Source organism: Streptomyces sp. CLV115, assembly GCF_038448545.1.
GTDB classification, from domain to species: Bacteria; Actinomycetota; Actinomycetes; order Streptomycetales; family Streptomycetaceae; genus Streptomyces; species Streptomyces sanglieri.
In genome coordinates, this window is sequence record NZ_JBCEWQ010000052.1 from 1 (window position 1) to 22,578 (window position 22,578).

At 73.0% G+C, this 22,578-nt stretch carries 22 protein-coding genes, 1 pseudogene and 1 riboswitch; of the genes and pseudogenes, 8 read left to right on the top strand and 15 right to left on the bottom strand.

What is annotated here, in order from left to right; all coding sequences use genetic code 11:
* Together AADR41_RS19290 and AADR41_RS19295 are read right to left on the bottom strand one after the other, a co-directional pair.
* Positions 1-937: M56 family metallopeptidase (locus tag AADR41_RS19290; RefSeq protein WP_342282661.1), on the bottom strand; the 937-nt coding region annotated here is incomplete at its 3' end.
* A gap of 131 nt (positions 938-1,068) precedes the next feature.
* A complete protein-coding gene (locus tag AADR41_RS19295) occupies positions 1,069-1,476 on the bottom strand; it encodes a BlaI/MecI/CopY family transcriptional regulator (protein WP_342282695.1) in 408 nt (135 codons plus the stop codon).
* A gap of 183 nt (positions 1,477-1,659) precedes the next feature.
* On the opposite strand from AADR41_RS19295, the gene AADR41_RS19300 reads away from it, so the two are divergent.
* Both AADR41_RS19300 and AADR41_RS19305 read left to right on the top strand, forming a co-directional pair.
* Positions 1,660-2,328 (top strand): DedA family protein, encoded by a 669-nt coding sequence (locus AADR41_RS19300; protein ID WP_342282662.1) that lies wholly within the window; start codon positions 1,660-1,662, stop codon positions 2,326-2,328.
* Positions 2,328-2,930, top strand: coding sequence for a phosphatase PAP2 family protein (locus AADR41_RS19305; RefSeq protein ID WP_342282663.1), 603 nt, complete (start codon positions 2,328-2,330; stop codon positions 2,928-2,930). The genes AADR41_RS19300 and AADR41_RS19305 overlap by 1 nt, the downstream gene beginning before the upstream one ends.
* 27 nt (positions 2,931-2,957) lie before the next feature.
* Here AADR41_RS19305 and AADR41_RS19310 read toward each other — a convergent pair whose 3' ends face one another.
* The 8 genes and pseudogenes from AADR41_RS19310 to AADR41_RS19345 form a co-directional block, all read right to left on the bottom strand.
* Positions 2,958-3,281, bottom strand: coding sequence for a DUF6191 domain-containing protein (locus AADR41_RS19310; RefSeq protein WP_342282664.1), 324 nt, complete (start codon positions 3,279-3,281; stop codon positions 2,958-2,960).
* A gap of 117 nt (positions 3,282-3,398) precedes the next feature.
* Positions 3,399-4,439 carry an NAD(P)-dependent alcohol dehydrogenase gene (locus AADR41_RS19315; protein WP_342282665.1) on the bottom strand — a complete coding sequence of 347 codons (1,041 nt, stop codon included), beginning with the start codon at positions 4,437-4,439 and terminating at the stop codon, positions 3,399-3,401.
* Positions 4,440-4,496: 57 nt separating this feature from the next.
* Entirely contained in the window at positions 4,497-5,270 is a 774-nt protein-coding gene (locus AADR41_RS19320) for an SDR family NAD(P)-dependent oxidoreductase (RefSeq protein ID WP_342282696.1), read from the bottom strand.
* 45 nt (positions 5,271-5,315) lie between these two features.
* Positions 5,316-5,939, bottom strand: a pseudogene (locus AADR41_RS19325) (TetR family transcriptional regulator); the annotation flags it as partial.
* A gap of 88 nt (positions 5,940-6,027) precedes the next feature.
* Positions 6,028-7,245: a PP2C family protein-serine/threonine phosphatase gene (locus tag AADR41_RS19330; RefSeq protein ID WP_446751073.1), complete on the bottom strand. Its 1,218-nt coding sequence runs from the start codon at positions 7,243-7,245 to the stop codon at positions 6,028-6,030.
* A 188-nt stretch (positions 7,246-7,433) separates the two neighbouring features.
* Complete coding sequence (locus AADR41_RS19335; protein ID WP_342282666.1) at positions 7,434-8,198, bottom strand: GNAT family N-acetyltransferase; 765 nt, start codon at positions 8,196-8,198, stop codon at positions 7,434-7,436.
* Positions 8,195-9,115: an NADP-dependent oxidoreductase gene (locus tag AADR41_RS19340; protein WP_342282667.1), complete on the bottom strand. Its 921-nt coding sequence runs from the start codon at positions 9,113-9,115 to the stop codon at positions 8,195-8,197. Before AADR41_RS19340 ends, AADR41_RS19335 begins: the two co-directional genes overlap by 4 nt.
* Positions 9,116-9,327: 212 nt before the next feature.
* The gene (locus AADR41_RS19345) at positions 9,328-10,083 is read right to left on the bottom strand and encodes a hypothetical protein (protein WP_342282668.1); all 756 of its coding nucleotides are present in this window, start codon (positions 10,081-10,083) and stop codon (positions 9,328-9,330) included.
* Positions 10,084-10,328: 245 nt separating this feature from the next.
* Here AADR41_RS19345 and AADR41_RS19350 point away from each other — a divergent pair, with 245 nt between their 5' ends.
* The 5 genes from AADR41_RS19350 (at position 10,329) to metX (ending at position 15,461) form a co-directional block, all read left to right on the top strand.
* The gene (locus AADR41_RS19350; RefSeq protein WP_342282669.1) at positions 10,329-10,877 is read left to right on the top strand and encodes a hypothetical protein; all 549 of its coding nucleotides are present in this window, start codon (positions 10,329-10,331) and stop codon (positions 10,875-10,877) included.
* A 362-nt stretch (positions 10,878-11,239) separates the two neighbouring features.
* Positions 11,240-12,151: a SigB/SigF/SigG family RNA polymerase sigma factor gene (locus tag AADR41_RS19355; RefSeq protein ID WP_342282670.1), complete on the top strand. Its 912-nt coding sequence runs from the start codon at positions 11,240-11,242 to the stop codon at positions 12,149-12,151.
* A 242-nt stretch (positions 12,152-12,393) separates the two neighbouring features.
* Positions 12,394-12,495 (top strand): putative leader peptide, encoded by a 102-nt coding sequence (locus AADR41_RS42925; protein ID WP_323180472.1) that lies wholly within the window; start codon positions 12,394-12,396, stop codon positions 12,493-12,495.
* A gap of 432 nt (positions 12,496-12,927) precedes the next feature.
* Complete coding sequence (locus AADR41_RS19360) at positions 12,928-14,289, top strand: bifunctional o-acetylhomoserine/o-acetylserine sulfhydrylase (protein WP_342282671.1); 1,362 nt, start codon at positions 12,928-12,930, stop codon at positions 14,287-14,289.
* Positions 14,286-15,461 carry a homoserine O-acetyltransferase MetX gene (metX, locus tag AADR41_RS19365; RefSeq protein ID WP_342282698.1) on the top strand — a complete coding sequence of 392 codons (1,176 nt, stop codon included), beginning with the start codon at positions 14,286-14,288 and terminating at the stop codon, positions 15,459-15,461. Before AADR41_RS19360 ends, metX begins: the two co-directional genes overlap by 4 nt.
* An 89-nt stretch (positions 15,462-15,550) precedes the next feature.
* Here metX and AADR41_RS19370 read toward each other — a convergent pair whose 3' ends face one another.
* Entirely contained in the window at positions 15,551-16,474 is a 924-nt protein-coding gene (locus AADR41_RS19370; RefSeq protein WP_342282672.1) for an NAD(P)-dependent oxidoreductase, read from the bottom strand.
* A 53-nt stretch (positions 16,475-16,527) separates the two neighbouring features.
* Positions 16,528-17,112: an adenosylcobinamide amidohydrolase gene (locus tag AADR41_RS19375; RefSeq protein ID WP_446751074.1), complete on the bottom strand. Its 585-nt coding sequence runs from the start codon at positions 17,110-17,112 to the stop codon at positions 16,528-16,530.
* A 994-nt stretch (positions 17,113-18,106) separates the two neighbouring features.
* Here AADR41_RS19375 and AADR41_RS19385 point away from each other — a divergent pair.
* Positions 18,107-19,168, top strand: coding sequence for a PRC and DUF2382 domain-containing protein (locus AADR41_RS19385; RefSeq protein WP_342282673.1), 1,062 nt, complete (start codon positions 18,107-18,109; stop codon positions 19,166-19,168).
* Positions 19,169-19,366: 198 nt separating this feature from the next.
* Here the strand turns inward: AADR41_RS19385 and AADR41_RS19390 are convergent, their stop codons facing one another.
* Genes AADR41_RS19390 through AADR41_RS19400 form a run of 3 tightly spaced genes read right to left on the bottom strand, consistent with a single transcriptional unit; the run spans position 19,367 to position 22,334 of the window.
* Positions 19,367-20,182: an ABC transporter ATP-binding protein gene (locus AADR41_RS19390; protein ID WP_342282674.1), complete on the bottom strand. Its 816-nt coding sequence runs from the start codon at positions 20,180-20,182 to the stop codon at positions 19,367-19,369.
* Positions 20,179-21,270 (bottom strand): FecCD family ABC transporter permease, encoded by a 1,092-nt coding sequence (locus AADR41_RS19395; protein ID WP_446751075.1) that lies wholly within the window; start codon positions 21,268-21,270, stop codon positions 20,179-20,181. The genes AADR41_RS19390 and AADR41_RS19395 overlap by 4 nt, the downstream gene beginning before the upstream one ends.
* A complete protein-coding gene (locus tag AADR41_RS19400) occupies positions 21,267-22,334 on the bottom strand; it encodes an ABC transporter substrate-binding protein (RefSeq protein ID WP_342282675.1) in 1,068 nt (355 codons plus the stop codon). The genes AADR41_RS19395 and AADR41_RS19400 overlap by 4 nt, the downstream gene beginning before the upstream one ends.
* Before the next feature lie 36 nt (positions 22,335-22,370).
* A riboswitch (cobalamin riboswitch) is annotated at positions 22,371-22,558 on the bottom strand.
* Positions 22,559-22,578 lie beyond the last annotated feature (20 nt).

Consider the following 22,578-nt stretch of genomic DNA (forward strand, 5'->3'; position numbering starts at 1 on the left):
GTGCGTTCTCGCCCTGCGCCGCCTCGATGCTGCTGTGCAGATCGCTGGTCGCGTCGAGCGCGGCGGCTCCGGAGGCGACCAGGCAGGCCAGCAGCGCCGCCGCGGCGGCACGGCCGACCCGGGGCCGTGCCGCGTTCCGGCCGAGCAGGGCGGCGACTCGGCGCGGGACGGGCCCGGCAGCGGCGGCGAGCGCCACTCGTGGGCGGGGTTGCGGGGTGCCTTCGGCTGCGCGTGCGGCGAGGGCGGCCCGGCCGATGGCCCGGGCGGCGATCCGCCGGTCGCCGACCGCGTCGGCGGCCGCCTCGTCGGCGCAGCGTTCCAGGGCGTAGCCCATCGGGGCGCGCAGGGTACGCAGCGCCGGGTGACAAAGTGCCGCCGCTTCGATCGCGGCGATGAACAGGTGGTGACGGCCGACGAGATGGGCGCGTTCGTGCGCCAGCAGCGCATCGCGTTCGGCGGGGTCGAGGGCGCGCAGCATTCCCGTGGTGACGACGATCCGGCCGGGAGTGCCGGGGCGGCCGGGCAGTGCGTAGGCGTCGGGGCGGCTGTCGCGCAGTACGGCCAGTTCACCGCCGGCGTGCCCTTCGAGCCGTCCGGCCCTGCGCAGCTCCGCCCAGTGGCGGCGGGCGGCGCGGGCGACGGCGACCGCGCAGCCCGTCAGGAGGGCCAGTGCGGCGGCGGCCAGCGGCACGGTGGCAGCCGGGACCGCGTCGGAGAGCGGCCTGACCAGCTCGCCCAGGGCGGAGACCACGGAGAACCTGGTCGCGCCGGGCACCACCAGCAGGGCCAGGGCGAGGAGGCTGCACAGGGCGAGGCCGGCGCCGGTCGCAGCGAGCAGTCGTACGGCACGCACCGGCGACAGCGCGTCCGCCAGACGGCGGGCCGCAGGCACCGCCAGGAACGGCATCAGCAGCGGCACCCACACGGCGTAGATCATGGGGCCTCCCCGCACTCGGCGTGGTTAAGCGGGTTTCCCCGCGGTCCTGCGTCGTTCACAAGATCTCCCCGCGGTCTGCCCGGTTCATGAGATCTCCCCCCGGTCTGCCCGGCTCGTACGGTCCGCCCGGTTCATGAGGTCTCGCCGTCGAGCAGATCCCGGAGCAGTCGCTCGTCCTCGTCGGTGAGCTGGGAGACGAAGCGGGCCAGAACGGTGCTGCGGTCCTCCTGCTTCCGCAGCTCGCTGTGCATGCGGCGGGCGGTCAGTCCGGGCTCGTCCTCGGTGGGCGTGTAGGCGAATCCGCGGCCGGCGCGGGTGGGGTCGACCGCACCCTTCTCGTACAGGCGCGACAGGATCGTGGTGACCGTGGTGCGGGCGAGTTCCGCGCCGATCGCGCCCTGGACCTGGCCGGGGGTGAGCGGTGTTCCGGCGGCCCAGAGCGCCGCCAGGATCGTGGACTCCAGCTCACCGGCGGGCCGGCGGTCCGGTGCGGCGGCGGGGTGTGGTGACGGGTCATGCGGGGGCGCTTCCGGCGCCAGCCCGGATGCGGGTTCGCCGTGCGGGCGGGGGCCGGGGTCGCCGCTCGATATCCCCTTCACCTGGGACATGGGAACTCTCCTCCCCCTTCGGGCGTCTACAGTGATGTAGACCGTCTACATCACTGTAGTCAGTCCGGGCGCTCCACGGGGCCGCCCGCTCACCATTATGGGAGACCTTCCACCGTGTCCGTATTCTCACTGGCGTCCGCGCCACAGGCGGTGAACCTGCTGGACGCGGGGTCACTGCTCGGAGCGTTCGGCGCGCTCGGCATCGCCGTCGTGCTCTTCGCCGAGACGGGACTGCTCGTCGGCTTCTTCCTTCCCGGCGATTCACTGCTGTTCACGGCGGGCCTGCTCTGTGTGTCCGGTGCCCATGGTCCGGTGCGGCTGTCATTGCCGCAGGTACTGGTCGCGGCCGTCGCCGGCGCACTGCTGGGCGCCCAGGCGGGCTACTGGATCGGTGAACGGGGCGGACGGGCCCTGCTCGCCCGCAGCCGTTCCCGACGCCTTCACGAGGGCGCCGCCCGCGCCGAGGAGCTCCTCGGGAGATACGGACACGCGCGGGCGATCGTGCTGGCCCGCTTCGTACCCGTCGTGCGTACGGTGCTCAACCCGCTGGCCGGGGCCCTCGGCGTCCCGGCCCGGGTGTTCACGCTCTGGCAGGCCGTCGGCGGGGTGGTCTGGACCGTCGGACTGGTCCTCGCGGGGTACGCGCTGGGGTCCTCGGTGCCGAATGTCGACCGCTATCTGCTGCCGATCGTCGCCCTCGTGGTCGTGGTCTCCCTCGTCCCGCTCGCCGCCGAACTGCTCCGCTCCCGGGGCCGTCGCACCCCCGAAGGAGAGAACAGCTGATGCTCCTCGCCTCCGCCGCCGCCTCGACCGACGGTGCTCTGTACACCTGGATCACCGAGCTGGCGCAGCGCTCCCCCGGCGCCGTGGACTCCGCCGTCCGGATCTGGTCGGACTACGGGCTCCTTCTGTTCGCCGCGCTGATGCTCGCGTCCTGGTGGCGCTCCCGCTCCCGCGGTCCCGCCCGCACCGCCATGGCGCTCTGCGCCCCGCTCGTCGTGGTGGCCGCGTATCTCGCCAATGACCTGGTGAAATCGCTCTTCCACGAGCAGCGGCCGTGCCAGACCCTCCATGTCGTCACGGTGGAGGCGTGCCCGGCGCTCGGTGACTGGTCCTTCCCCAGCAACCACGCCGCCATCGCGGCGGCCGCGGCCACGGCGATCTGGCTGACCGACCGCAGGCCCGGGGCGATCGCGGTGCCCGCCGCCGTGCTGATGGCCGCGTCCCGGGTGTGGATCGGTGTGCACTATCCGCACGATGTGCTGGTCGGGCTGCTGACCGGTGCGCTCGTCGCCTGGCTGCTCACGGTGGCGGCACGGCGCTGCGCCCCGGCGGTGGTCCGGCTGCGCGGCACTGCGCTGCGGCCTCTGGTGGCGACCCGGTGAGGCGGGACGTTCCGGGGCCGGTGCCCCTCAACGGGTGGCGCCACCGGGGAGGCGGATGACGGCGCGGCCGCCTTCGAGGTCGACGGTGGAGCGGTGGGGCGGGGCGCCGTCCTCCTCGTCGTCGCGCATCAGCAGGGCGCTCCGGCGCTCCCTGAGCTCGCTCTGCTTGCCCGGCGAGAAGCTCGCGTGCAGCTGCTCGAATCCCGTCGCCGAGACCTGGCCCTGCCGTGCGCCGTTGCGCCACGGCAGCAGGCCGGCCCGGCCGGCGCGCAGCATCAGCTGGTCGAGAAGGGCGACCGCGGTCAGCCCGATCACGAGTCCGGGCAGCGTCATCAGCGCGACGAATTCCATCCGCCCAGTCTCCCCGGCGAGTGGCGCTCCGCGCATCGGTCGCGGGTATGACGATGCGGGCCGCCGCACCGTGCGACGGCCCGCACGGCCGTGGATGAGAAGGGGGCTCCCGGCCGGTCAGCCGTTGGGGAGGATGACCGCGCGGCCGTTGATCTTGCCGTGGTGCAGCCGCTCGTACGCCAGCGGCGCCTCGTCCAGCGAGTACGTCTCCACGTGGACCTCGACCGCTCCGGCGCGGGCGAGGTCGAGCACCTCGGCGAGCTCGGAGCGCGACCCCCAGTACGGGGCGGTCACCGTCGTGTTGTACGGCAGCGAGCCGAAGCCGACCGGCAGCGCACCGCCGCCGAGGCCGACGATCGTGACGTCGGAGTCGACTGCGGCCGCGGCCCCGGCGGTGGCGACGGTGGGCGGCGCCCCGACGAAGTCGAGGACGACCTGTGCGCCGATCCCTCCGGTGAGTTCGCGGATCCTTGCCGCCGCGTCCTTGTCGGACAGCACGGTCTCGTGCGCGCCGACGGCCCGGGCGAGGGCGAGCTTGTCCTCGGCCACGTCGAGGGCGATGACGCGGACGGCCGTCATGGCGCGCAGCAGCTGGATCGCGACGTGGCCCAGGCCGCCGGTGCCGATGACGACGGCGGTGGCGCCCGGCACCAGCTTGGGCAGTGAACGCTTGATCGCGTGGTACGGGGTAAGGCCCGCGTCGGTGAGCGGCACGGCCTGCACCGGGTCGAGGTCGCCGAGGGGCACCAGGTGGCGCGGGTCGTCGACGATCATGTACTCGGCCATGGCGCCGGGGGCGCCGAGTCCGGGCGGGGCGATGCCGAGCTCCTTGGCGCGCAGGCAGTAGTTCTCCTTGCCCTCGGCGCACTTGACGCAGGTGCCGCAGCCCCAGGGGCCGTAGACCGCGACGGACTCGCCGACCGTGAGTCCGCTCACTCCGTCACCGAGGGCGGCGACGGTGCCCACACCCTCGTGGCCGAGGGTGAGCGGCAGCGGGAAGGGGATCTGCTCCGCCGGCCAGCTCATCACGGCGATGTCGGAGTGACAGACGCCCGCGGCGGTGACCTTCAGCTTCACCTGGCCAGGGCCGGGCTCGGGGTCGGGCACGGTGACGACCTCGGGCGCCGCGCCCACGGTGCGGTACTGAACGGCCTTCATGGAATTCTCCTCACGTTCTCTGTTCCATTGCTCGCCCCCGTTGCCCCCGTCCGCCGCTCAGGGGGCGGAGTAGCCGCCGTCCACCAGGTGGTAGCTGCCGTGGATGAAGGAGGCGCGGTCGGAGAGCAGGAAGGCGGCGAGTTCGGCCACTTCCTCCGCCTTGCCGAGGCGTCCGGCCGGGTGCAGCGAGATCAGGTGGTCACGGGCCACGCTGTCGGTGTTGCGCAGCAGCGGGGTGTCGATGAAGCCGGGGCCGACGGCGTTGACGCGGACGTTTTGGGCCGCGTATTCGAGGGCCGCCGTCTTGGTGAGGCCGACGACGCCGTGCTTGGCGGCCACGTAGGCGGGCGATCCAGCGAAGCCGTTGGTGCCGAGGATCGACGACATGTTGACGACGGCGCCGCCGCCGGCCGCGACGATGGCGGGAAGCTCGTAGCGCATCGAGTAGAAGACGCCGCTGAGGTTGGTGGCGACGACCCGGTTCCAGTCGTCGATGCCGTACTCACCGGTGGGGTTGCTGGGGCCGCCGATGCCCGCGTTGTTGACGGCGAGGTGCAGGGCGCCGAAGGTGTCGACGGCGAACTGCACGCCCGCTTCGACGGAGGCGGGGTCGGTCACGTCCATGGCGACCGCGGCGGCCTCGGCGCCGGCGCTCTGCAGTTCGGCGACCGCCTTGCGGGCACCGGCCTCGTCGTAGTCGGCGACGACGACAGACGCGCCGCCGGCGGCCAGCCGGTGGGCCAGGGCCAGTCCGATGCCGGAGGCGCCGCCGGTGACGAGGGCGGTCCTGCCGGCGAACTCCCGGTCGGCGGGGGTGGGGGTGGTGCTCATGATTCCGTGCTTCCTTCCGTGGTGCTGTGCGGCGCCCGCCCGGCGGGGGGGCTGCGCGAGCAGTTCCCCGGCGAGGGCGTCGAAGGCCTGCCCGATCAGTCGGGGCAGGTCGTCCGGTTGCCCGGCGCGTACCCAGGCGGCCTGGGCCGCCAGGAGTGCCCCGGCGCCAGCGGCGACCGTGACGGCGGGGCGGATGTCCCGTCGCGGGTCGACCCCGAGCCGGTCCGCGACGATGGCGACCGAGTCCTCCTGGGCGTCCACCCGGATGTGGTGGAACGCCGCGTAGAGGGTCGGTTCCTGTTCGGCGAGGACCAGCAGGTCGAAGATCCGCTCGCGCCGGTGCCAGGCCTGCGCTCCGGGGTCCTCGATCCAGTCCAGGACGGCCCGGCGGTAGGCCGTGAGCGGGGGCTCGTCGGCGGGGCGGGCCCGCAGGGCGTCGTTGATCCGGTCGCCGTCGCCCCGGAGCGAGTCCAGGACCGCGGCTTCCTTGCTCGTGAAGTACCGGCTGAAGGTGCGCCGGTCGACGTCCGCGCGTTCCGCGATCTCCTCGACCGTCACATTCCGCAGACCCCGGTCGAGTACGAGCTCGAACGCGGCCTGCGCCAGTGTGTCCCGGGTTCTGCGGGCCTTGCGGCTCCGCCGCTCCGGGGTCTTCCGTTCCGGATCCATAAGTGCACCGTACACCTGAAAATGTCCCGACGCGACATGAGTCTCGTCGGGACATTCGATGGCCGTCGGGGTCGTTCCCGCCGCCCGGCTACCGGCCGCTGAACGCCACGGCCGCCCGGCGGGCGCCGTGGTCCGTCGGCCCGGTCCGGGGCGGGGTGCCGTCCGGGGCCCGGCGCAGTGCGAGTACGGCGATGTCGTCACGTCGTACGCCGCCGGAGAACGCCTCCAGGTCCGCGTGGAGCGCCTCCAGGAGCTCGACCTGCCCCAGCTCCGCCCAGCGGCTCAGCCGGGCGTCCAGCGGGTAGAAGGCGCCGGACGGGTCACGGGCCTCGGTCACCCCGTCGGTGCAGAGCAGGAGCGTGGCGTCGGCCGGGACGTCCAGCGGTTCCGCGCCCCGCGCCTCGGGGCTGAGTTCCGCCATGCCCAGCGGGACGGAGGTGCGGCGCAGCGGGAGTGCGCGGACCACTCCCCGGTGCAGCAGCCGGGGCGACAGGTGGCCGCAGTTGACTGCCTGCACCCGGTCGCGGCCGTCGAAGCCGAGCACCAGGGCGGTGACGAAGCGTTCGATCTCGCCGGTCTGGGCAGAGAAGGCGTTGTGCCGGGCGACCGCGTCCTCCAGGGCGTCGACCACCCCGGCCAGGTCGGGCTCCCGGATGGCCGCTTCCCGGAACGCGCCGAGCACGGCGAAGCCCACGCCGATCGCGGCGAGCCCCTTGCCCTGGACGTCCCCGATGATCACCCGGGTTCCGTAGGGCGACTCGACGACCTCGTAGATGTCGCCGCCGACCAGGCGGTCCTCCTCGATCGGGGTGTAGATGCCATGGGTGAGGACCTGGTCGGTCAGGATGGGCAGCGGGCGCAGGATCTGGCGCTGGAGCGCTCCGGCCGCGGAGCGCAGCCGGGCGATCTGGGTGGCGTGGCGGATCCGCAGCACGCAGGCGCCGACACCCAGGAAGCAGGCCAGCACGGTGAAGGCGACGCTGGTCGCGGTGTCCCAGAAGGTTCCGCCGTCCACCATCCGTGAGCAGGCGACGACGACCGTGATCCAGCTGGCCACGCCGATGGTCTGCCGGACCGTTCCGAAGACGGAGACGAGGGCGGGGATGACCACCAGCAGCGGGATGACGTGCAGGTCCTCCCCGGTCCGGAAGTCCAGGAGGCCGACCAGTGCGGTCAGCAGTGCCAGCCCGCCGAACAGCGCCGGGTTCCCGACCCGCTGCCTGCCCACGGCCGCCTCCCCCGGGTCCGTGGTGTCCGCAAGCGTCGCTCCACGCGTCGCAGGTCGGCGCTGAAGCCCCATCGCCACGGCCGGCTCCTCCCGCCGTCGGCCGACCCGGTGCCGGCGTCCGGTACCAGTCCACCCGGTTCGCCGGGGGCGGAACACGAGGCTTACGGCCCGAGGGGCACGGCCGAAGGTCCCCTGTGCGGGGCGGACGGGGACCTTCGGCCCGGCTGTGCGGGCCGAAGGTCCCGCGCCGGAGCGCGGTGCCGGGGTCAGTGTGCTGCGGTCGCGCGCGCCTCGCGGATGCCGCCCGGACCCGGCGGGCGCGCCGCCGGCGGCTTCGGGGCGAGCGCCGAGAGGAAGGACGTCCGGCGGCGGAGCACGAATCCCAGGGACTCGTAGAGCCGGACGGCATCGGTGTTGGAGGCGGCGGCGTGCAGGAACGGCGTCTCGCCGCGCTGCCTGATCTCGTGGGCGACGGCGCGCACCAGTCCGGTGCCGAGCCCCTGGCCGCGTACGGACTCGTCCGTGCAGACGGCGCTGATCTCGGACCAGCCCGGCAGGTGCAGCCGTTCGCCGGCCATCGCGACCAGCACCCCCTCCCGCCGTACGCCGAGGTAGGTGCCGAGCTCGACGGTGCCGGGCAGGAACGGCCCCGGCCGGGTGCGGCCGACCAGTTCGAGCATCTCGGGCACATCGGCGGGTCCGAGCCGTACGGCCCCGGGAAAGGGCGCCGCCGCGACCCCGGCGTCGACCAGCTGGACGCCCTCGGCCCGGAAGACGGTCTCCCAGTCGGCGGGCGGCGGCTCACGGAAGGCGGTGATGGCAATGACGCCACCGGGTCCGACGAGCGCCGCCGCGTCGTCCCAGTCCTGGGCCCGTGGGTCGTCCGGGACCGCGGCCCACGGCGCCACGTCCGCCCGGTACCGCAGGATTCGGCCGCGGCGCTCGGCGAAACGGGCGTGCGGGCCGGTCAGCGCGGCACGGACCGGGTTGTCCAGCGGGTGCGGCTCACCGGTGGGATCCGGCGCGCTCACGCGACGACCTCGATCACGATCTTGCCGAGGGTGTGGCCGCTCTCCACCGCACGCAGGGCGTCTCCCGCCCCGGTGAGAGGGAAGGCCCGGTTCACATGGGTGCGCAGGGCGCCGGTGGCGGCGAGCCTCGCCACCTCGTCGAGGACCGCCGCGTTGCGGGCCCGCTCGACGGCCGCCCCGCCGAGCTCCACGGCCAGTGGCTTGTCCCCGGCGCTGATCAGCGCGGCCGGGTCCGCGAGCAGCGGGGCCACGGCCCTCAGCGTGTCACCGCCGACCAGGTCGAAGACCGCGTCCGGGCCCTCGGGGGCCACCGCCCGCACCCGGTCGGCGAGTCCGGGACCGGACGCGATGTGCACCGCGCCCAGCGACTCGACGAAGTCCTTCTTGGCCGCGCCGGCGACGCCGACGACCCGGATGCCCGCATGCCGGGCGAGCTGTACCGCCGCGGCTCCGACACCACCACCGGCGCCGGTGACCAGCAGGGTTGATCCGGGGGCGAGGCCGAGCTGGCGCACGCCGTCGTACGCGGTGGCCGCGGCGACCGGGAGTACCGCCGCGTCGGTGAACGACAGCCCGTCCGGCTTGTGCGCGGTCACGGCGACGGGCAGCAGCGTGTACTCGGCGTACCCGCCGGTCACCGGGTTGCCGAAGACCTCGTCCCCGATCGCGAACCCTTCGACGTCCGGGCCGACGCCCTCGACGACTCCGGCGGCCTCGCTGCCGAAGACGGTGGGGAAGGGCTGGAGCTCGCTGCCGGGCCTGATGTATCCCGTGCGCAGCTTCCAGTCGACCGGGTTGACCCCGGCCGCCCGGACCGCCACGAGCAGCTCGCCCGGGCCGGGCACGGGTACGTCCTGCTCGATGAGGGTCTCCACCTCCGGTCCGCCGTGGCGGGTGAACACGTACGCCTTGGGCATGAGCTCCCTCTCTCCTCCTGGACGGCACCGGCGGCCGGGCGGCCGTCGGTCTCACGCCAGCAGGAAGGCCCCGGTCCGGGCAGGTATTCCCCGGCGGGTGGAGCGTTCATCGGACCGCAATGAATTCGAATGACGCCCGCACGACCTGGCACCGCACGTCCCGTAGGCCGGTGATTCGGAGGCCGGTGATTCGGAGGCCGGTGATTCAAAGGTCAGTGTCCGAGGCTCTTCATCAGGTCGCGCATGTCGCTGATCATCGCGGACTGGTACGGAGAGAGGTCGGAGACGTCCGGACCGTCGTCGGACGGGTTTTCGCTCCCGTCACCGTCGTACGTCGTGTAGGCGTCGAGACTCAGCGCGAGGACCGCACCGCCGTCCAGTACCCGCAGTTCCGCATTGCCGCTGTCCTGCGTCAGCAGGTACGCGCTGTCGCCGAGGTTCGGCACCTTCTCGACCTTCACCTCGTCACCGATGGTGGTTTCGGTCACGCCACGCATCGCCTCGAATTCGGCCGCGGGGTCGGTCCTCTTGTGCAGGGCCACGGTGACCCCGACCGAGTATCCGGTGTGCCAGCGGCTCCCGACCGACTTCTTCGCGCCTTTCCAGGGCGTCGGCCGAAGGGAGAGGAAGCACCTCGCCCGGTCCAGGGCCGGGTCGTTCAGCAGCTCGGGACCGGCCCCGGGCATGGACTCCCTCGGCGAGATCGCCGCGCCCAGCGCCTTCAGGCGGACGGTCGGGCACGGGTCCTCGTCCAGCCGGTAGCCGTGCATCTCCGGCTTCCGGTCGTCGACCGGGTGCAGGTACAACGCGCCTGCCCACACGGCCGAGGCCAGCACGGCTCCGCCCAGCGCCCACCACCACGGACGGGGCGGCCGGGGCTCCCGGGCGGGTTCCCGGTCGGAGTCGCCCACCACCTCGCCCGTCCCGGCCGCACCGAACTCGTCCACCATCTCCGGCTCGGAAATCACCTGTGCCCCCTCGGCCGTGCCGTCCGTCCACCCATGATGGTCCACAGAAAAGTCACAGGATTCGAGGGTGCCGTACGGAAGCGGATCACTGTCCCCGCGGACGAGCCGTCCGTACGGACGCGCTGTCCGGCCGCATCGGCGGGCCTGCGAAGATGTCGCGGCCCGACTGCCGCGCGTCGCCCGCGGCAGGCCCTCGGGTGACAGCGGACGGTGGGCGCGGAGGGGTCATGGTCGGGGAGATGCGCATGAGGACGTCGATCGCCGTAATGCGTCGTGGGCTGCTCTTCGGCCTCCGGGCCGGGGCGATCCCGGGCGGGATCTGCGCGGTGCTGTGGGCGGCGATCGCGCTGTCCGGGCTGTCCGGGGAGCCGCTGGAAAGCACCTTCGAGAAGCCTGTGGCGGGACTCGTCGCCGTACTGGGTTCCCTCGCCGTCGGCGCGGCGGTCGGCCTGGTGACGGGCGCCGTACTGGCCGTCGCGCCCCCGCGCATGCTCGGCTCCGCCGCCGCCCGTGGCCTGAGTTGCTTCGTGGTGGGGACCACGTTGTCCGCGGGCGAGGTGGCGGTGATGGACGTGTCGTCGCAGGGCGGTTACGGGCCCGTGGTCCTCGCGGTGCTGGCCATGCCGGTGGTGGGGGCCGTCACGGCGGCGCGCAGCCGTGCCATCGCGGCCGCGCGGCTCGGCGGTGGGGCCGCCGCCGGATACGCGGTTGCGGGCACGGGTACGGATACGGCCGCGGGTACGGGTACGGATACCGGCGCAGGTTCCCGATCCGATTCCCGTACGGGCCGATGAAGCCGGCTCCTGGTCGAAGTTGCCGTCTTTCTCCCGAACCTGAGACATCGGCGTCGGAACACCGTCGATTTCAACTCAACTACCGCTGGATATGCGCCGGTCGGTCCCCATTGCCCCTCGGCTGTGGCAGTCTGGTGAGCGACCGCCCCACCGGGCTCCCCCGTACCGGTGGGGCGGTTCCGCGTTCCGTACGCGCCCGGCCCGCTCGGATACCGGATGTGACGCGGGATGACGCCGGATCACGACGTTTCCCGGCCAATCGCCGACGTGTGACGTGATCAACTCCCGCTCCCGCGCATGGGAATTCCCTCCTGGGGCATGGGCATACACCTCATGGGATACGACCTGGGGAGCGTGACGGGATGACGGCGCACACTGCGCGGACCGCCGGTACGGAGCGAGCGGAGGACTCTCGCTCGGCAACGGCGGACGTGCCGGCCGGGGACCTCTGCGGGCTGCCGTGGATCGAGGACGCGGGCAGGGTCGCCCCTTGTGACGCGCGTGAACTGTCCAGGCTGTTCTTCGGCCGTCTCCAGGAACTGGAGGAGGGAACCGCCGCCCACCAGTACGCGCGCAACACCCTCATCGAGATGAACCTCTCCCTCGTACGGTTCGCCGCTGGACGTTTCCGGCACCGCGGCGGGGGCGGCGACATGGAAGACATCGTCCAGGTCGGCACGATCGGGCTGATCAAGGCCATCGACCGGTTCGACCTCTCCCGCGAGGTCGAGTTCACCTCCTTCGCGGTCCCGTACATCACCGGGGAGATCAAACGGTTCTTCCGCGACACCACCTGGGCCGTGCATGTCCCGCGCCGGCTCCAGGAGTTGCGGGTGGACATCGCCAGGACCAAGGAGTCGCTGGTCACGGAGCTCGACCGCGACCCCACGGTCCCGGAGCTCGCCGAGCAGATGGGGCTGAGCGAGGACGAGGTCACCGAGGGCATCGTGGCGGCCAACGGATACGCGGCCGGTTCGCTGGACATGCCCGCCGATCCCTCGGAGGCGGGGCGGCGCCACGCCCCGGGGCGCACCTTCGCCGATGTCCTGGGCGGCCCGGATCCCGCTCTGGAGACGGTCGAGAATCTGCACACGCTCGCGCCGTTGCTGGGGTGCCTCGACGCACGCGAGCGCCGCATCATCGACATGCGTTTCGGCCAGGAGATGACCCAGGCCGGAATCGGCGCCGAACTCGGCATCTCGCAGATGCATGTGTCGCGGCTGATCAGCAGAATTCTGCGGAAGCTCCGCAACGGGATGCTCGTCGAGGAGTGAGTGTTCCCGGAGTCGCGGCCGTGCGTCACAGCCGCACATCGCGGCCGTACATTACGGGCGGGTGAATTCCGGTGCCGCCGCACCGGGCAGGAAGGGTCCGTTCCCAGGTCGGAGGCGGTCCGGCGGTGGAATCGAGGGGCGGGCGGCGGTGGCACGGCCGGTTCCCCGTGGCCCCGGCGGACCCGGCCGACCGTACGGCAGTGCGGTTGACGCCTGCGGGAGCCGCTGACACGCTCACCGCCATGCCCGCGACTCCGGTACTCGTCTCGCGGCGCCACGTCGATCTGGGACGCCTCGCGTCCGCCGCGTGTCGCCGCAGCTTCCGCTGCGCGCCGCTCCGTTGAGCGGCTGAGCCGCACCGGCGCCACCGCAGCGACGATTCCCGCACCCGCGTCCGGCCTCTGCGCCGGACAGCCGGGCTGCGCACACCCCCGCACCGTTCCGCTCGGAACGGTCTCCGCCACGACCTCCGCACCCGCCGTGGAGCCGGCCTCCTCCTCCCGTGCCTCCGCTTCCGTGCCCTCGTCCACCGAACCTGCTGCCACTGTCCGCAGACCGAGCGGCCGCACCGGCGCCGTGATCTCCGGTGTCCGCCCAGGCCGCCGACTCGACCCCGCCGTGGTCTCCAGCGACCGCGCCGCGGTCCTGGAACACGAAGTCGTGTTCTTCCGGGACCGGGACCACCTGGACGAGGCGAGCCACACACCCGCCCACACACATCCGTTCACACACTTCCGCGCCCCCGCGGCCCGGGAGACCACCGTGCGAGGAACACCATGACCCAGCCCGTCGACTCCGTCACCGCAGGCCACACCCCCGAGGACCAGGACCGGCAGGACGCCGGTCCCGCCTGGTCCTTCGAGACCAAGCAGATCCACTCCGGAGCCGTTCCCGATCCGGCCACCGGCGCCCGGGCCGTGCCGATCTACCAGACGTCGTCCTTCGTCTTCCGGGACACCCGGCACGCCGCGGACCTGTTCTCGCTCGCCGAGCCGGGCAACATCTACACCCGGATCCACAACCCCACCCAGGACGTGCTGGAACAGCGGATCGCCGCCCTGGAGGGCGGAGTCGCAGCCGTGGCACTCGCCTCCGGTCAGGCGGCCGAGACGCTCGCCCTGCTGACGTCGGCCGGCGCCGGGGACCACATCGTCTCCTCCGCCTCGCTGTACGGCGGCACGTACAACCTGTTGCGGCACACGCTCCCCCGGTTCGGCATCGAGGTGTCCTTCGTGGACGACCCGGACGACACCGCGGCATGGGCCGCCGCCATCCGTCCCCGCACCAAGGCACTGTTCGCCGAGACGCTGGGCAACCCGCGCGGCGACGTGCTCGACATCCGGGCGGTCGCCGACACCGCGCACGCGGCCGGGGTGCCGCTGATCGTCGACAACACCGTGCCCACCCCGTACCTGCTGCGTCCGATCGAGCACGGCGCGGACGTCGTCGTGCACTCGGCGACGAAGTTCCTCGGCGGGCACGGCACCACCATCGGCGGTGTGGTGGTGGACGGCGGGACGTTCGACTTCGGCGCGCACCCCGAGAGGTTCCCGGACTTCGTCTCCCCCGACCCGAGCTACCACGGGCTGCGCTACTGGCCGGACCTGGGGCCGGGGGCCTTCGCGGCGAAGCTCCGTGTCCAGTTGCTGCGCGACCTCGGCCCCGCCCTCTCGCCGCACTCCGCCTTCCTGCTGCTCCAGGGCGTGGAGACGCTGAGCCTCCGGCTCGAACGGCACACCGCCAATGCCCTGGCACTGGCGGAGTGGCTGGAGCAGCGCGACGAGGTGTCGGCGGTGCACTACGCCGGTCTCGCGTCGAGCCGGTGGTACGAGGCGGGGCGCCGCTATCTGCCACGCGGCGCCGGGGCCGTGCTCGCCTTCGAACTGCGGGACGGGGTCGAGGCGGGCAAGCGGTTCGTGGACGCGGTCGAACTGTTCAGCCACCTCGCCAACATCGGCGACGTGCGGAGCCTGATCATCCACCCGGCGTCGACCACGCACAGCCAGCTGACCGAGGAACAGCTCGCCGCCACCGGAGCGACCGCGGGGCTGGTACGTCTCTCGGTGGGCCTGGAGAACGTGGCCGACCTCAAGGCCGATCTGGAGACCGGGTTCCGGGCTGCGAAGGCGGCGTCCTGAACCGCACGGCCCCTTCCCCCGCGCCCGTCCTCCCGCCGGCCACCGGAGGCCGGCGGGAGGAGGACCCGCCCGGCCGCCGCTCCTGGGTGACGCTGGAGCGGCCGCTGCCGTTGGAGGCGGGGGGTGTGCTGCCGGGTGTGCGCATGGCCTACGAGACCTGGGGCCGCCGGGCCCCGGACGGCACCAACGCGGTGCTGGTGCTGCACGCCCTCACCGGCGACAGCCATGTGGCGGGACCTGCGGGCCCCGGGCATCCCACGGCCGGCTGGTGGGACGCACTGGTCGGCCCCGGGAAAGCGCTGGACACCGAGCGCTGGTTCGTCGTCGCGCCCAATGTGCTCGGTGGCTGCCAGGGCAGTACGGGGCCGTCCTCGCACCGTCCGGAGGGGCCGCGCTGGGGCGGCGACTTCCCGCATCTGACGATCCGTGACCAGGTGGACGCCGAGGCCGCGTTGGCCGATGCGCTGGGCATCGACAGTTGGGCGGCGGTGATCGGCGGGTCGATGGGCGGCATGCGGGCGCTGGAGTGGGCGGTGAGCCGGCCGGAGCGTACCGGAGCACTGCTGGTGCTCGCGGCGCCCGCGGCATCGTCGGCGGAGCAGATCGCCTGGGGGTCGCTGCAGACCTCCGCGATCCACTCCGACCCGGGCTGGCGGGGCGGTCACTACCACGACGCGCCACCGGGCGGGGGCCCGCACCGGGGCCTCGGCCTGGCCCGCCGGATCGCTCATGTGACGTACCGAAGCGAGCCCGAACTCGGGGCCCGGTTCGGCGGTACGGCGCAGCCGGAAGAGCATCCCTGGCACGGCGGGCGGTACGCGGTGGAGTCGTATCTCGACCACCACGCGGCCAAGTTGGTGCACCGCTTCGACGCCGGCAGCTATGTCACGCTGACGGAGTCGATGAACGGGCACGACGTCGGACGCGGGCGCGGCGGCGTCCCCCGGGCGCTGAGCCGCGCCCGGATGCCCGCCCTGATCGCGGGCGTCGACTCCGACCGGCTCCATCTCCCCTCGCAACAGGCGCAGTTGGCGGCACTGCTGCCGGGCGCGGATCGGCTCAGGACGATTCGTTCACCCCATGGTCACGACGGGTTCCTGATCGAGACGGACCAGGTCGGGCTGCTCGTACGGGAGTTGCTGGCCGTTCCGTACAACGCCCGACCTGCCTGACGCATCGTCGCCGACTGTCCTTCCCCGCCCCGGGGGTCGTACTGGAGGTCTATTCGCGGGGGCGGATGGCGGGTGGTCGCGCAGGAGTGTCAGTCGTCGTCCTGCTCCGGGGCCCGGCCCGCGTAGTAGGTGGCGATCATGTCCTCGCCGCCGTGTCCCGCCGCCTCGGCCCGCACGAAGCGGTCGGCCGACGCCGCGACCAGGTCCAGTCGCACCCCCGCCGACTGTGCCGCGTCCAGGATGAGGCGGGTGTCCTTGAGCGCGGTGGAAAGGGTGAAGCTCGGGGTGAGGTCGCCGGAGAGGACGGCGGCGGACTTGCCCTGGAGATAGGCGGAGTCCAGCGGGCCGCCCTTCATGACGTCGAGGAACGACTGCGGATCGATGCCCAGCCCTTCCGCGAGATTGAGGCATTCCGCGATGTTGTTGACCATGGTGATCACCCAGGTGTTGACCACCAGCTTCAGCCGCGAGGCCGCTCCGGGGGCCTCGCCGACCCACACCGTGCGCTGCCCGATCGCGTCCAGCACCGGATCGACCGTCGCACGGACGGCGGAGGGGCCCGCGACGAAGACCGTCAACGCCCCTTGTTCCGCGGGCTGTCTGGTGCCGGAGACCGGTGCGTCGAGGTAGACCAGGCCGAGGTCGGCGGCGCACTGGGCGAGATCGGCGGTGGCGTCGATCCCGACCGTCGAGCTCTGGAGCAGGACCTGACCGGCGTGCACTCCCCCGGACGCGGCGGCGAGTGCGGCGGCCACGGAGGGGCCGTCACTGAGCATGGTGACGACGACATCCGCGCCGCGTACGGCCTCCTCGGCCGTCCCGGTCACCACCGCGCCGTCGGCGGCGAGCGGGGCCGCTCTGGACTGCGTACGGTTCCAGGCGCGGACGTCCAGTCCGGCGCGCAGGAGGCTCCGGGCCATTCCCGATCCCATGATCCCGGTGCCGAGAACGGCGACGACCGGCCGGTACGCGGTGGCGCCCCCGGTGGTGGTGTCCGCGGTGCTCGATGTCATGAGGGGTTCCCTTCGACGGCCGCGCCCGGGTCGGATCGCGGCGCTGTGGTCTCTCAGGATTGCCGCAGCGCGCCCTCCAGGACGGCAGCGTGCACGACCCTGGCGAGTCGCGCGCCCCACAGGGAACGCGGTCCCGCGAAGGGTTCCGCGGGCGTCGGCCCGGGGGACGGGGCGGCGATGCAGACGGCGTCCGTGGGGGTGCCCGAGCAGTCCAGGCCCGCGTCCAGGAGTGCCTGGACCTTGGCCTCGGTGGCGGTGGCGACGGCGTTGACCAGTGCGGCGTCGGAGAGCGGCACGGGGACGGTGACGACGATGTTGACGGTGCCGGGGCGCGGAGGCCCCTCGGTGCCCTCCGCCGGGGCGGCGGCCCAGCCGCGTACGCCGAGTCCGCAGGTGGCGGTCGCCGTCACCCCCGCCTCGGCGGCGACCGTGTACGCGGTGACGTCGGCGGCCGTCATCAGACCGGCACCGGGCCCGGTGAGGTGCTCGGCGGCGGCGATCTCGGCGAGGTGCCGGTCGGGGTCCAGGCGCGGGTAGCCACCGGGCACCTGTGCGTTCAGCAGCCAGTCGCGCGGGCCGATGCCGCCGCCGAGCACGGCGCTGCCGCACACCCGCCACCCCGGCCCGAGCCGCCACACCAGATGGTGCAGCTCCGTCCCGTCCTCGTACCGGGTCAGCAGCTCGCCGCGCTGTTCGGGCAGCAGGATGCGTACGGAACTGATGGGGCACCCCCGGTGGCGCGGCTGGACGTGGGTCGGCTCTTGGCCCGTCGATCATATGTGCCGGTATTTGTAGCGGGGGCGGCGGTCGTACCCGCCGCGTGGGTGGCGGGGTGTACGACTGCGGGGGCTACGGGCGGAACCGTACCGGGAGCAGTCCCGTGCTGTTGCCGACGCGGCCCGGGTGGTGGGGCGGGGCGGTCTCCGGTACGGCGGGTTCCAGTTCCGGGAAGCGGCCGATCAGCCGCGCAAGGGCACGGGTGTGCCCCGAGGCCTCACGCTGTCGTCGAGGGTGAGGTCCCGGGTGGGATGCCCGAACGGGAAGCAGCTGACCGGGCTGTCCCGGCGCGGCGTCCCGGACTCCTCCGCAACGTCCGCTCGGCCCACCCGGTCGGAGGTGACGAGCCCGGGCTGCTCCGGGGTGGACGCACAGCGCCCGTACGGCGTTGGTGGCCGCCTCACGTGCCGACGGTCGGCCGCCCGAGGCCGGGCGGTTGAGAGCACCCGGCTCCGCGGGGCCGGGCCGGCCGCAGGCCGTGATCCCGGCGCCCGGCCGGACGGATGGCGCGGGCGCGTCCGGTCGTGGTCTCCGCGTCCTCGTCGAATGTGCCGCGCAATGTGTCCTGCCGGTGGATCACCGGCCGGATCCTCCCGCACGCGTGGTGCGGCGGCACCCGCCCGCCCGTCCGGCACGCGCTCTCCACGCTTCACTCCTCACCCGAATGGCGTAATGAAAGTTCGGGGCGCCCACCACCGTGGCAGGCGGTCACCGCCGAACCGCCGAGCATGCGGCAGCCCGGCACCCCGGCCCGGGGGGTTGCAGCGTCCATCCGGGTGAGGCCCGATGGAAGGCGGACGCGCCTCCCCTGTCGGCCCCCGCCACAGGACGCGCCCGGACGAGGAGGGATCGGTCATGGGAGCCGCTGACGGTTTCACGGATTCCGGAGAGCTCGACGACCTGACGGTGTACGACACCGACGGCGAGAAGGTCGGCAGTGTGGGCCGGGTGTATGTCGACGACAACACCGGCCGGCCTGACTGGATAACGGTGAAGACCGGCCTGTTCGGCATGAAGGAGAGTTTCGTTCCCCTTGCCGGCGCCCGACGTGTGGGATCCGATCTGCACATCTCGCATCCGAAGGAACGGGTCAAGGACGCCCCCCGGGTGGACGCCGGCGCGCATCTGTCCGTGGTGGAGGAGGAAGAGCTCTACAAGCACTACGGCCTTGCCAGGAACACCACCGCGAAGCTGGGCGACCGACCGGGCACCGCGGACACGACGACGTCCGGGACGGGCACCACGGGCATGGGTGCCGCGGGAGCCGCCGGGGCCATGGGCGCGGCCGGCACCGGACGCACCACCGGTACCGGCAGGACTGGCATGACGGGCACCACCGCCTCCGGTGCGGGCACGGCCCGTTCCACCTCGGCCGGCGCCGGGACCGGCGCGGGCCAGGGCAGGCACCGCGACGCCGGGGCGGCCGCCGGCACCTCTCGTCCCCTCGTCGGCGCCGGGGCGGGCGCCGAACGGTCCGCCGCCGACCTGGGCGGCAAGGAGGAGATGATCCGTTCCGAGGAGCAACTCCACGTCGGCACCGAGCAGTACGAGAGCGGAACGGCCCGGCTGCACAAGTACGTCGTCACCGAGAACGTCACCAGGACCGTTCCGGTGACGCACGAGGAGGTGCGGCTGATCCGCGAACCGCTCCAGCCCGGCGACAAGCCCGCGGAGCGTGCCGCCATCCGCGAGCAGGACGTCGAGGTCACCCTGCACGCGGAACGCCCGACCACCCGCAAGGAGACCGTGGCCGTCGAGCGGGTGCGGATGGAGACCAAGAAGGTGACCGAGCAGAAGGAGGTCTCCGCCGAACTCCGCAAGGAGCAGATCGACTACGCGGACGACACCGGCATGGGCGGGAAGGACACGGGTGGCAAGGACATCGGAGGCGGCTTCGGCGGGGGACGCCGCCGCTGACCCGCCGGGCCCACTCCACCCCACGCACCGCGGCGAACCGCCGCACCCGGAAAGAACGGGCGGACCCACGCCACGCAGTGCCGGGTCCGCCCGCTCGGCGTCGCGGCCCCCTCCACGAGGAGCCGGCCGCTCCCCGGCCGGCCGCTGCGTCCCCACCAGCCGCTACGGCCCCACCGGCCGCTGCGTCCCCACCAGTCGCTACGGCCCCACCGGCCGCTGTGTTGCCACCGGCCGCCCCGGCAGGAACCGCACCGAGGGCCGCCCGTCCGGGCCGTCCGGCGTGACGCGGGCGGCGACCCGGTAGACGTCCGCGATCAGCTCCTCGGTGATCACTTCCGAGGGCGTGCCGACGGCCACCACCCGCCCCTCCTTCAGCACGGCGATCCGGTCGCAGAACATCGCCGCCAGATTGAGGTCGTGCAGGGCGATCACGCCGGTCAGCGGCAGTGCGGCGATCAGCGCGAGGAGCTCCAGCTGGTGCTGGATGTCGAGGTGGTTCGTCGGCTCGTCGAGCAGCAGCTCGCGCGGCTGCTGGGCCAGTGCACGCGCGATCTGGACGCGTTGGCGCTCGCCCCCGGAGAGGGTGTGCCAGGACTGGTCGCCGCGGTCGGCGAGACCGGTCCGGGCGAGCGCTTCGCGTACCGCTGCCTCGTCCGCCCCGTTCGGCGCCGACCAGGCCCTGCGGTGCGGGATGCGGCCGAGCCGCACCACGTCCAGCACGCTGAGCTCGACCTGAGTGACGGCGTGCTGGTCGACCACGGCGACGCGCCGGGCGACGGTGCGGCGGCCGATCTCGGTGAGCCGCAGTCCGTCGAGGGTGACCACACCGGTCTCCGGGGCCAGGACTCCCGCCAGCACCCGCAGCAGGGTCGACTTCCCGGATCCGTTCGGTCCGATCAGCCCCACGGTGGCGCCGGGCCGCGGCGCGAGGTCGATCCCGTCGAGGACGAGGCGGCCGCCCGCCGTCCGGCTGACCCGTTCGGCGCGCAGTCCCGCGCCGGCCGCGTCCGTCATGCGGTCCTCCGGGTGCGGTACAGGACCAGGACGAACGCGGGCACCCCGATCAGTGCGGTGACCACGCCCACGGGCACCTCCTGCGGATCGAGCACGGTCCTGGCGAGCGTGTCGACCCAGACCAGGAACACCGCCCCGGCCAGCGCCGTCACCGGCAGCAGCCGCCGGTGGCCGGAACCGGCGAGGGCACGGGCGGCGTGCGGCAGCACCAGACCGACGAAGCCGATGGCACCGGCCGAGCTGACCAGTGCGGCGGTCAGCAGCGCGGTCGTGCACAGCAGCACGATCCTGGCACGCGCGACATCGACGCCGAGTGTGGCGGCGGCGTCCTGGCCGAACGCGAAGGCGTCGAGCGTACGGGCGTGGCCCAGGCAGATCAGCAGGGTCACGGCGAGCACGGCGGCGCAGACCCACACATCGGTCCAGCCGACCCCGCTGAGCGAGCCGAGCAGCCAGAACAGCACCCCGCGGGTCTGCTCCGCGTCGGCGGCGGTCATCACGACGAAGGAGGTGAGCGCGGAGAACAGCTGCATGGCCGCGACACCGGAGAGCACCACCCGGTCCGTCGTGCCGCCCAGGGTGTGGCTGAGCAGCAGCACCAGGGCGAACGAGCACAGCGCCCCGATGAACGCGCCGGTCGAGATCGACAACGCTCCCCCGCCGACACCGAGGACGACGACCACCACCGCGCCGGTGGACGCGCCGGAGGAGACTCCGAGGACGAACGGGTCGGCGAGCGGGTTGCGGAGGAGGGACTGCATGACGGTGCCGCAGACCGCGAGCCCGGCGCCGCACACCGCGGCGAGCAGCGTGCGTGGCATGCGCAGGTTCCAGATGATGCCGTCCCGGATCGGGGAGAGCCGCGACCGGCCTCCGCCGAGGTGGGCGGCCACCGCGGACCAGACGTCGCCCACCGAGATGCGGGCGGGGCCGATGGTGACGGCGACCGCGACGGAGCCGACGAGCAGCGCGAGGCCGCAGGCCCACAGGACCCCGCCGCGCAGCCGTCGTACGCCCTTCGTGACGCCCACCGGTGCGACGGCGGCCGGTGGCGCGGTCACCGTCGTGCCGCGTTCGGTCGGCGTCACCGCGCGAGCCCGAACCTGCGCAGTCCGGCGGCGACGCGTTCGACGCCCTCGACCGTCCGGACGGACGGGTTCATGGCCTGGCCGCTCAGCAGGACGTACCGCTTGTGCCTGACGGCGTCCATGTTCTTCGTGGCGGGGTTGGACTCCAGGAACTCGATCTTCTTCGCGGCGCTCTCGGCGGTCTGGGCCCTGCGGGTCAGGTCGCCGATGACCAGGACGTCGGGGTTGCGGTCTGCGACGGTCTCCCAGCTGATCTGGGGCCATTCCTCGTGGGTGTCGTCGAAGACGTTCTTCGCGCCGAGTTCTTCGGTGATGATTCCGGGGGCTCCGCAGCAGCCCGCCAGGTACGGGGCCTTGGAGTCGGAGAACCAGTACAGGAGGGTGGTGCCGGAGGCGTCGATGTCCTCGGTCGCCTTCTGCACCCGTTCGCGCAGCGCGGCCACGAGCGAGTCGCCGCGCTCCGGTACGCCGAACACCTTGGCCAGGTCGCGCACTTCGCCGTAGACGCTGTCCATGGTGAGCGGCGCGGTGCGGGCTCCGTCGCCGCCGCCGCTGTTGTCCTTGCCGGCGCAGTCGGCGGGCGATACGTAGGTGGGGACGCCGAGCGATTCGAACTGTTCGCGGGGTGCGACGCCGCCCTTGGCGAGTGTCGATTCGAACGAGGCGCTGACGAAGTCCGGTTCGCGGTCGAGGACCTTCTCCGAGGAGGGCCGGTTGTCCGCGATCCTGGGCACCTCGTCGTTGGCCTTCTCCAGGCCCTTCATCACCGGGTCGGTCCAGGTCGCGGTGGCGGCCATCCGGTCGGCGAGGCCGAGGGAGAGCAGGATCTCCGTGGATCCCTGGTCCACCGAGACGGCACGGCGCGGCGCTGCATCGACGGTGACGGTGCGGCCGCAGTTCTTCAGCGTCACCGGATATCCGTCCGCGCGGCCCGGCTTCGCGGTGGTGCCACCGGCTCCGCCTCCGCAGGCGGTCAGCAGGACCAGTCCCGCGGAGAGCAGGGCGACGGTGCGGACGGGGCTGGCTATGGACGGCACGGAGTCCCTCTGCGTCTCTGGGCTCATGCGCGGAGCCCGTTGTACGGAGTCCCGCGGCCCGGTGCCGGGTCGCGGATGCCAGCAGGTCTTCGGACTCGGGTTCGTCCGGACGGGGCGCCTTCCCGGGCACCCGAGGGTGGTCCCAGTGGCTGTGGCCCCGCCCGTCCCCCTCACCGCTGCGCGTCAGTTCCGGATTCGCACCGGATTCCCTGACTCCTGGGTGGAGTTTGACTGGCCCCGGCAAGCTATCACGTGCCTCTGTGCAGCTCAC

Excerpts from the sequence above, each read along its gene's own strand:
- AADR41_RS19305 (WP_342282663.1), top strand. The coding sequence starts at position 2,328 with ATGCTCCTCGCCTCCGCCGCCGCCTCGACCGACGGTGCTCTGTACACC.
- AADR41_RS19390 (WP_342282674.1), bottom strand. The coding sequence starts at position 20,182 with ATGACGGACGCGGCCGGCGCGGGACTGCGCGCCGAACGGGTCAGCCGG.
- AADR41_RS19355 (WP_342282670.1), top strand. The coding sequence starts at position 11,240 with ATGACGGCGCACACTGCGCGGACCGCCGGTACGGAGCGAGCGGAGGAC.
- AADR41_RS19320 (WP_342282696.1), bottom strand. The coding sequence starts at position 5,270 with ATGAGCACCACCCCCACCCCCGCCGACCGGGAGTTCGCCGGCAGGACC.
- AADR41_RS19350 (WP_342282669.1), top strand. The coding sequence starts at position 10,329 with ATGAGGACGTCGATCGCCGTAATGCGTCGTGGGCTGCTCTTCGGCCTC.
- AADR41_RS42925 (WP_323180472.1), top strand. The coding sequence starts at position 12,394 with ATGCCCGCGACTCCGGTACTCGTCTCGCGGCGCCACGTCGATCTGGGA.
- AADR41_RS19310 (WP_342282664.1), bottom strand. The coding sequence starts at position 3,281 with ATGGAATTCGTCGCGCTGATGACGCTGCCCGGACTCGTGATCGGGCTG.
- AADR41_RS19315 (WP_342282665.1), bottom strand. The coding sequence starts at position 4,439 with ATGAAGGCCGTTCAGTACCGCACCGTGGGCGCGGCGCCCGAGGTCGTC.
- AADR41_RS19340 (WP_342282667.1), bottom strand. The coding sequence starts at position 9,115 with ATGCCCAAGGCGTACGTGTTCACCCGCCACGGCGGACCGGAGGTGGAG.
- AADR41_RS19400 (WP_342282675.1), bottom strand. The coding sequence starts at position 22,334 with ATGAGCCCAGAGACGCAGAGGGACTCCGTGCCGTCCATAGCCAGCCCC.
- AADR41_RS19360 (WP_342282671.1), top strand. The coding sequence starts at position 12,928 with ATGACCCAGCCCGTCGACTCCGTCACCGCAGGCCACACCCCCGAGGAC.
- AADR41_RS19370 (WP_342282672.1), bottom strand. The coding sequence starts at position 16,474 with ATGACATCGAGCACCGCGGACACCACCACCGGGGGCGCCACCGCGTAC.
- AADR41_RS19385 (WP_342282673.1), top strand. The coding sequence starts at position 18,107 with ATGGGAGCCGCTGACGGTTTCACGGATTCCGGAGAGCTCGACGACCTG.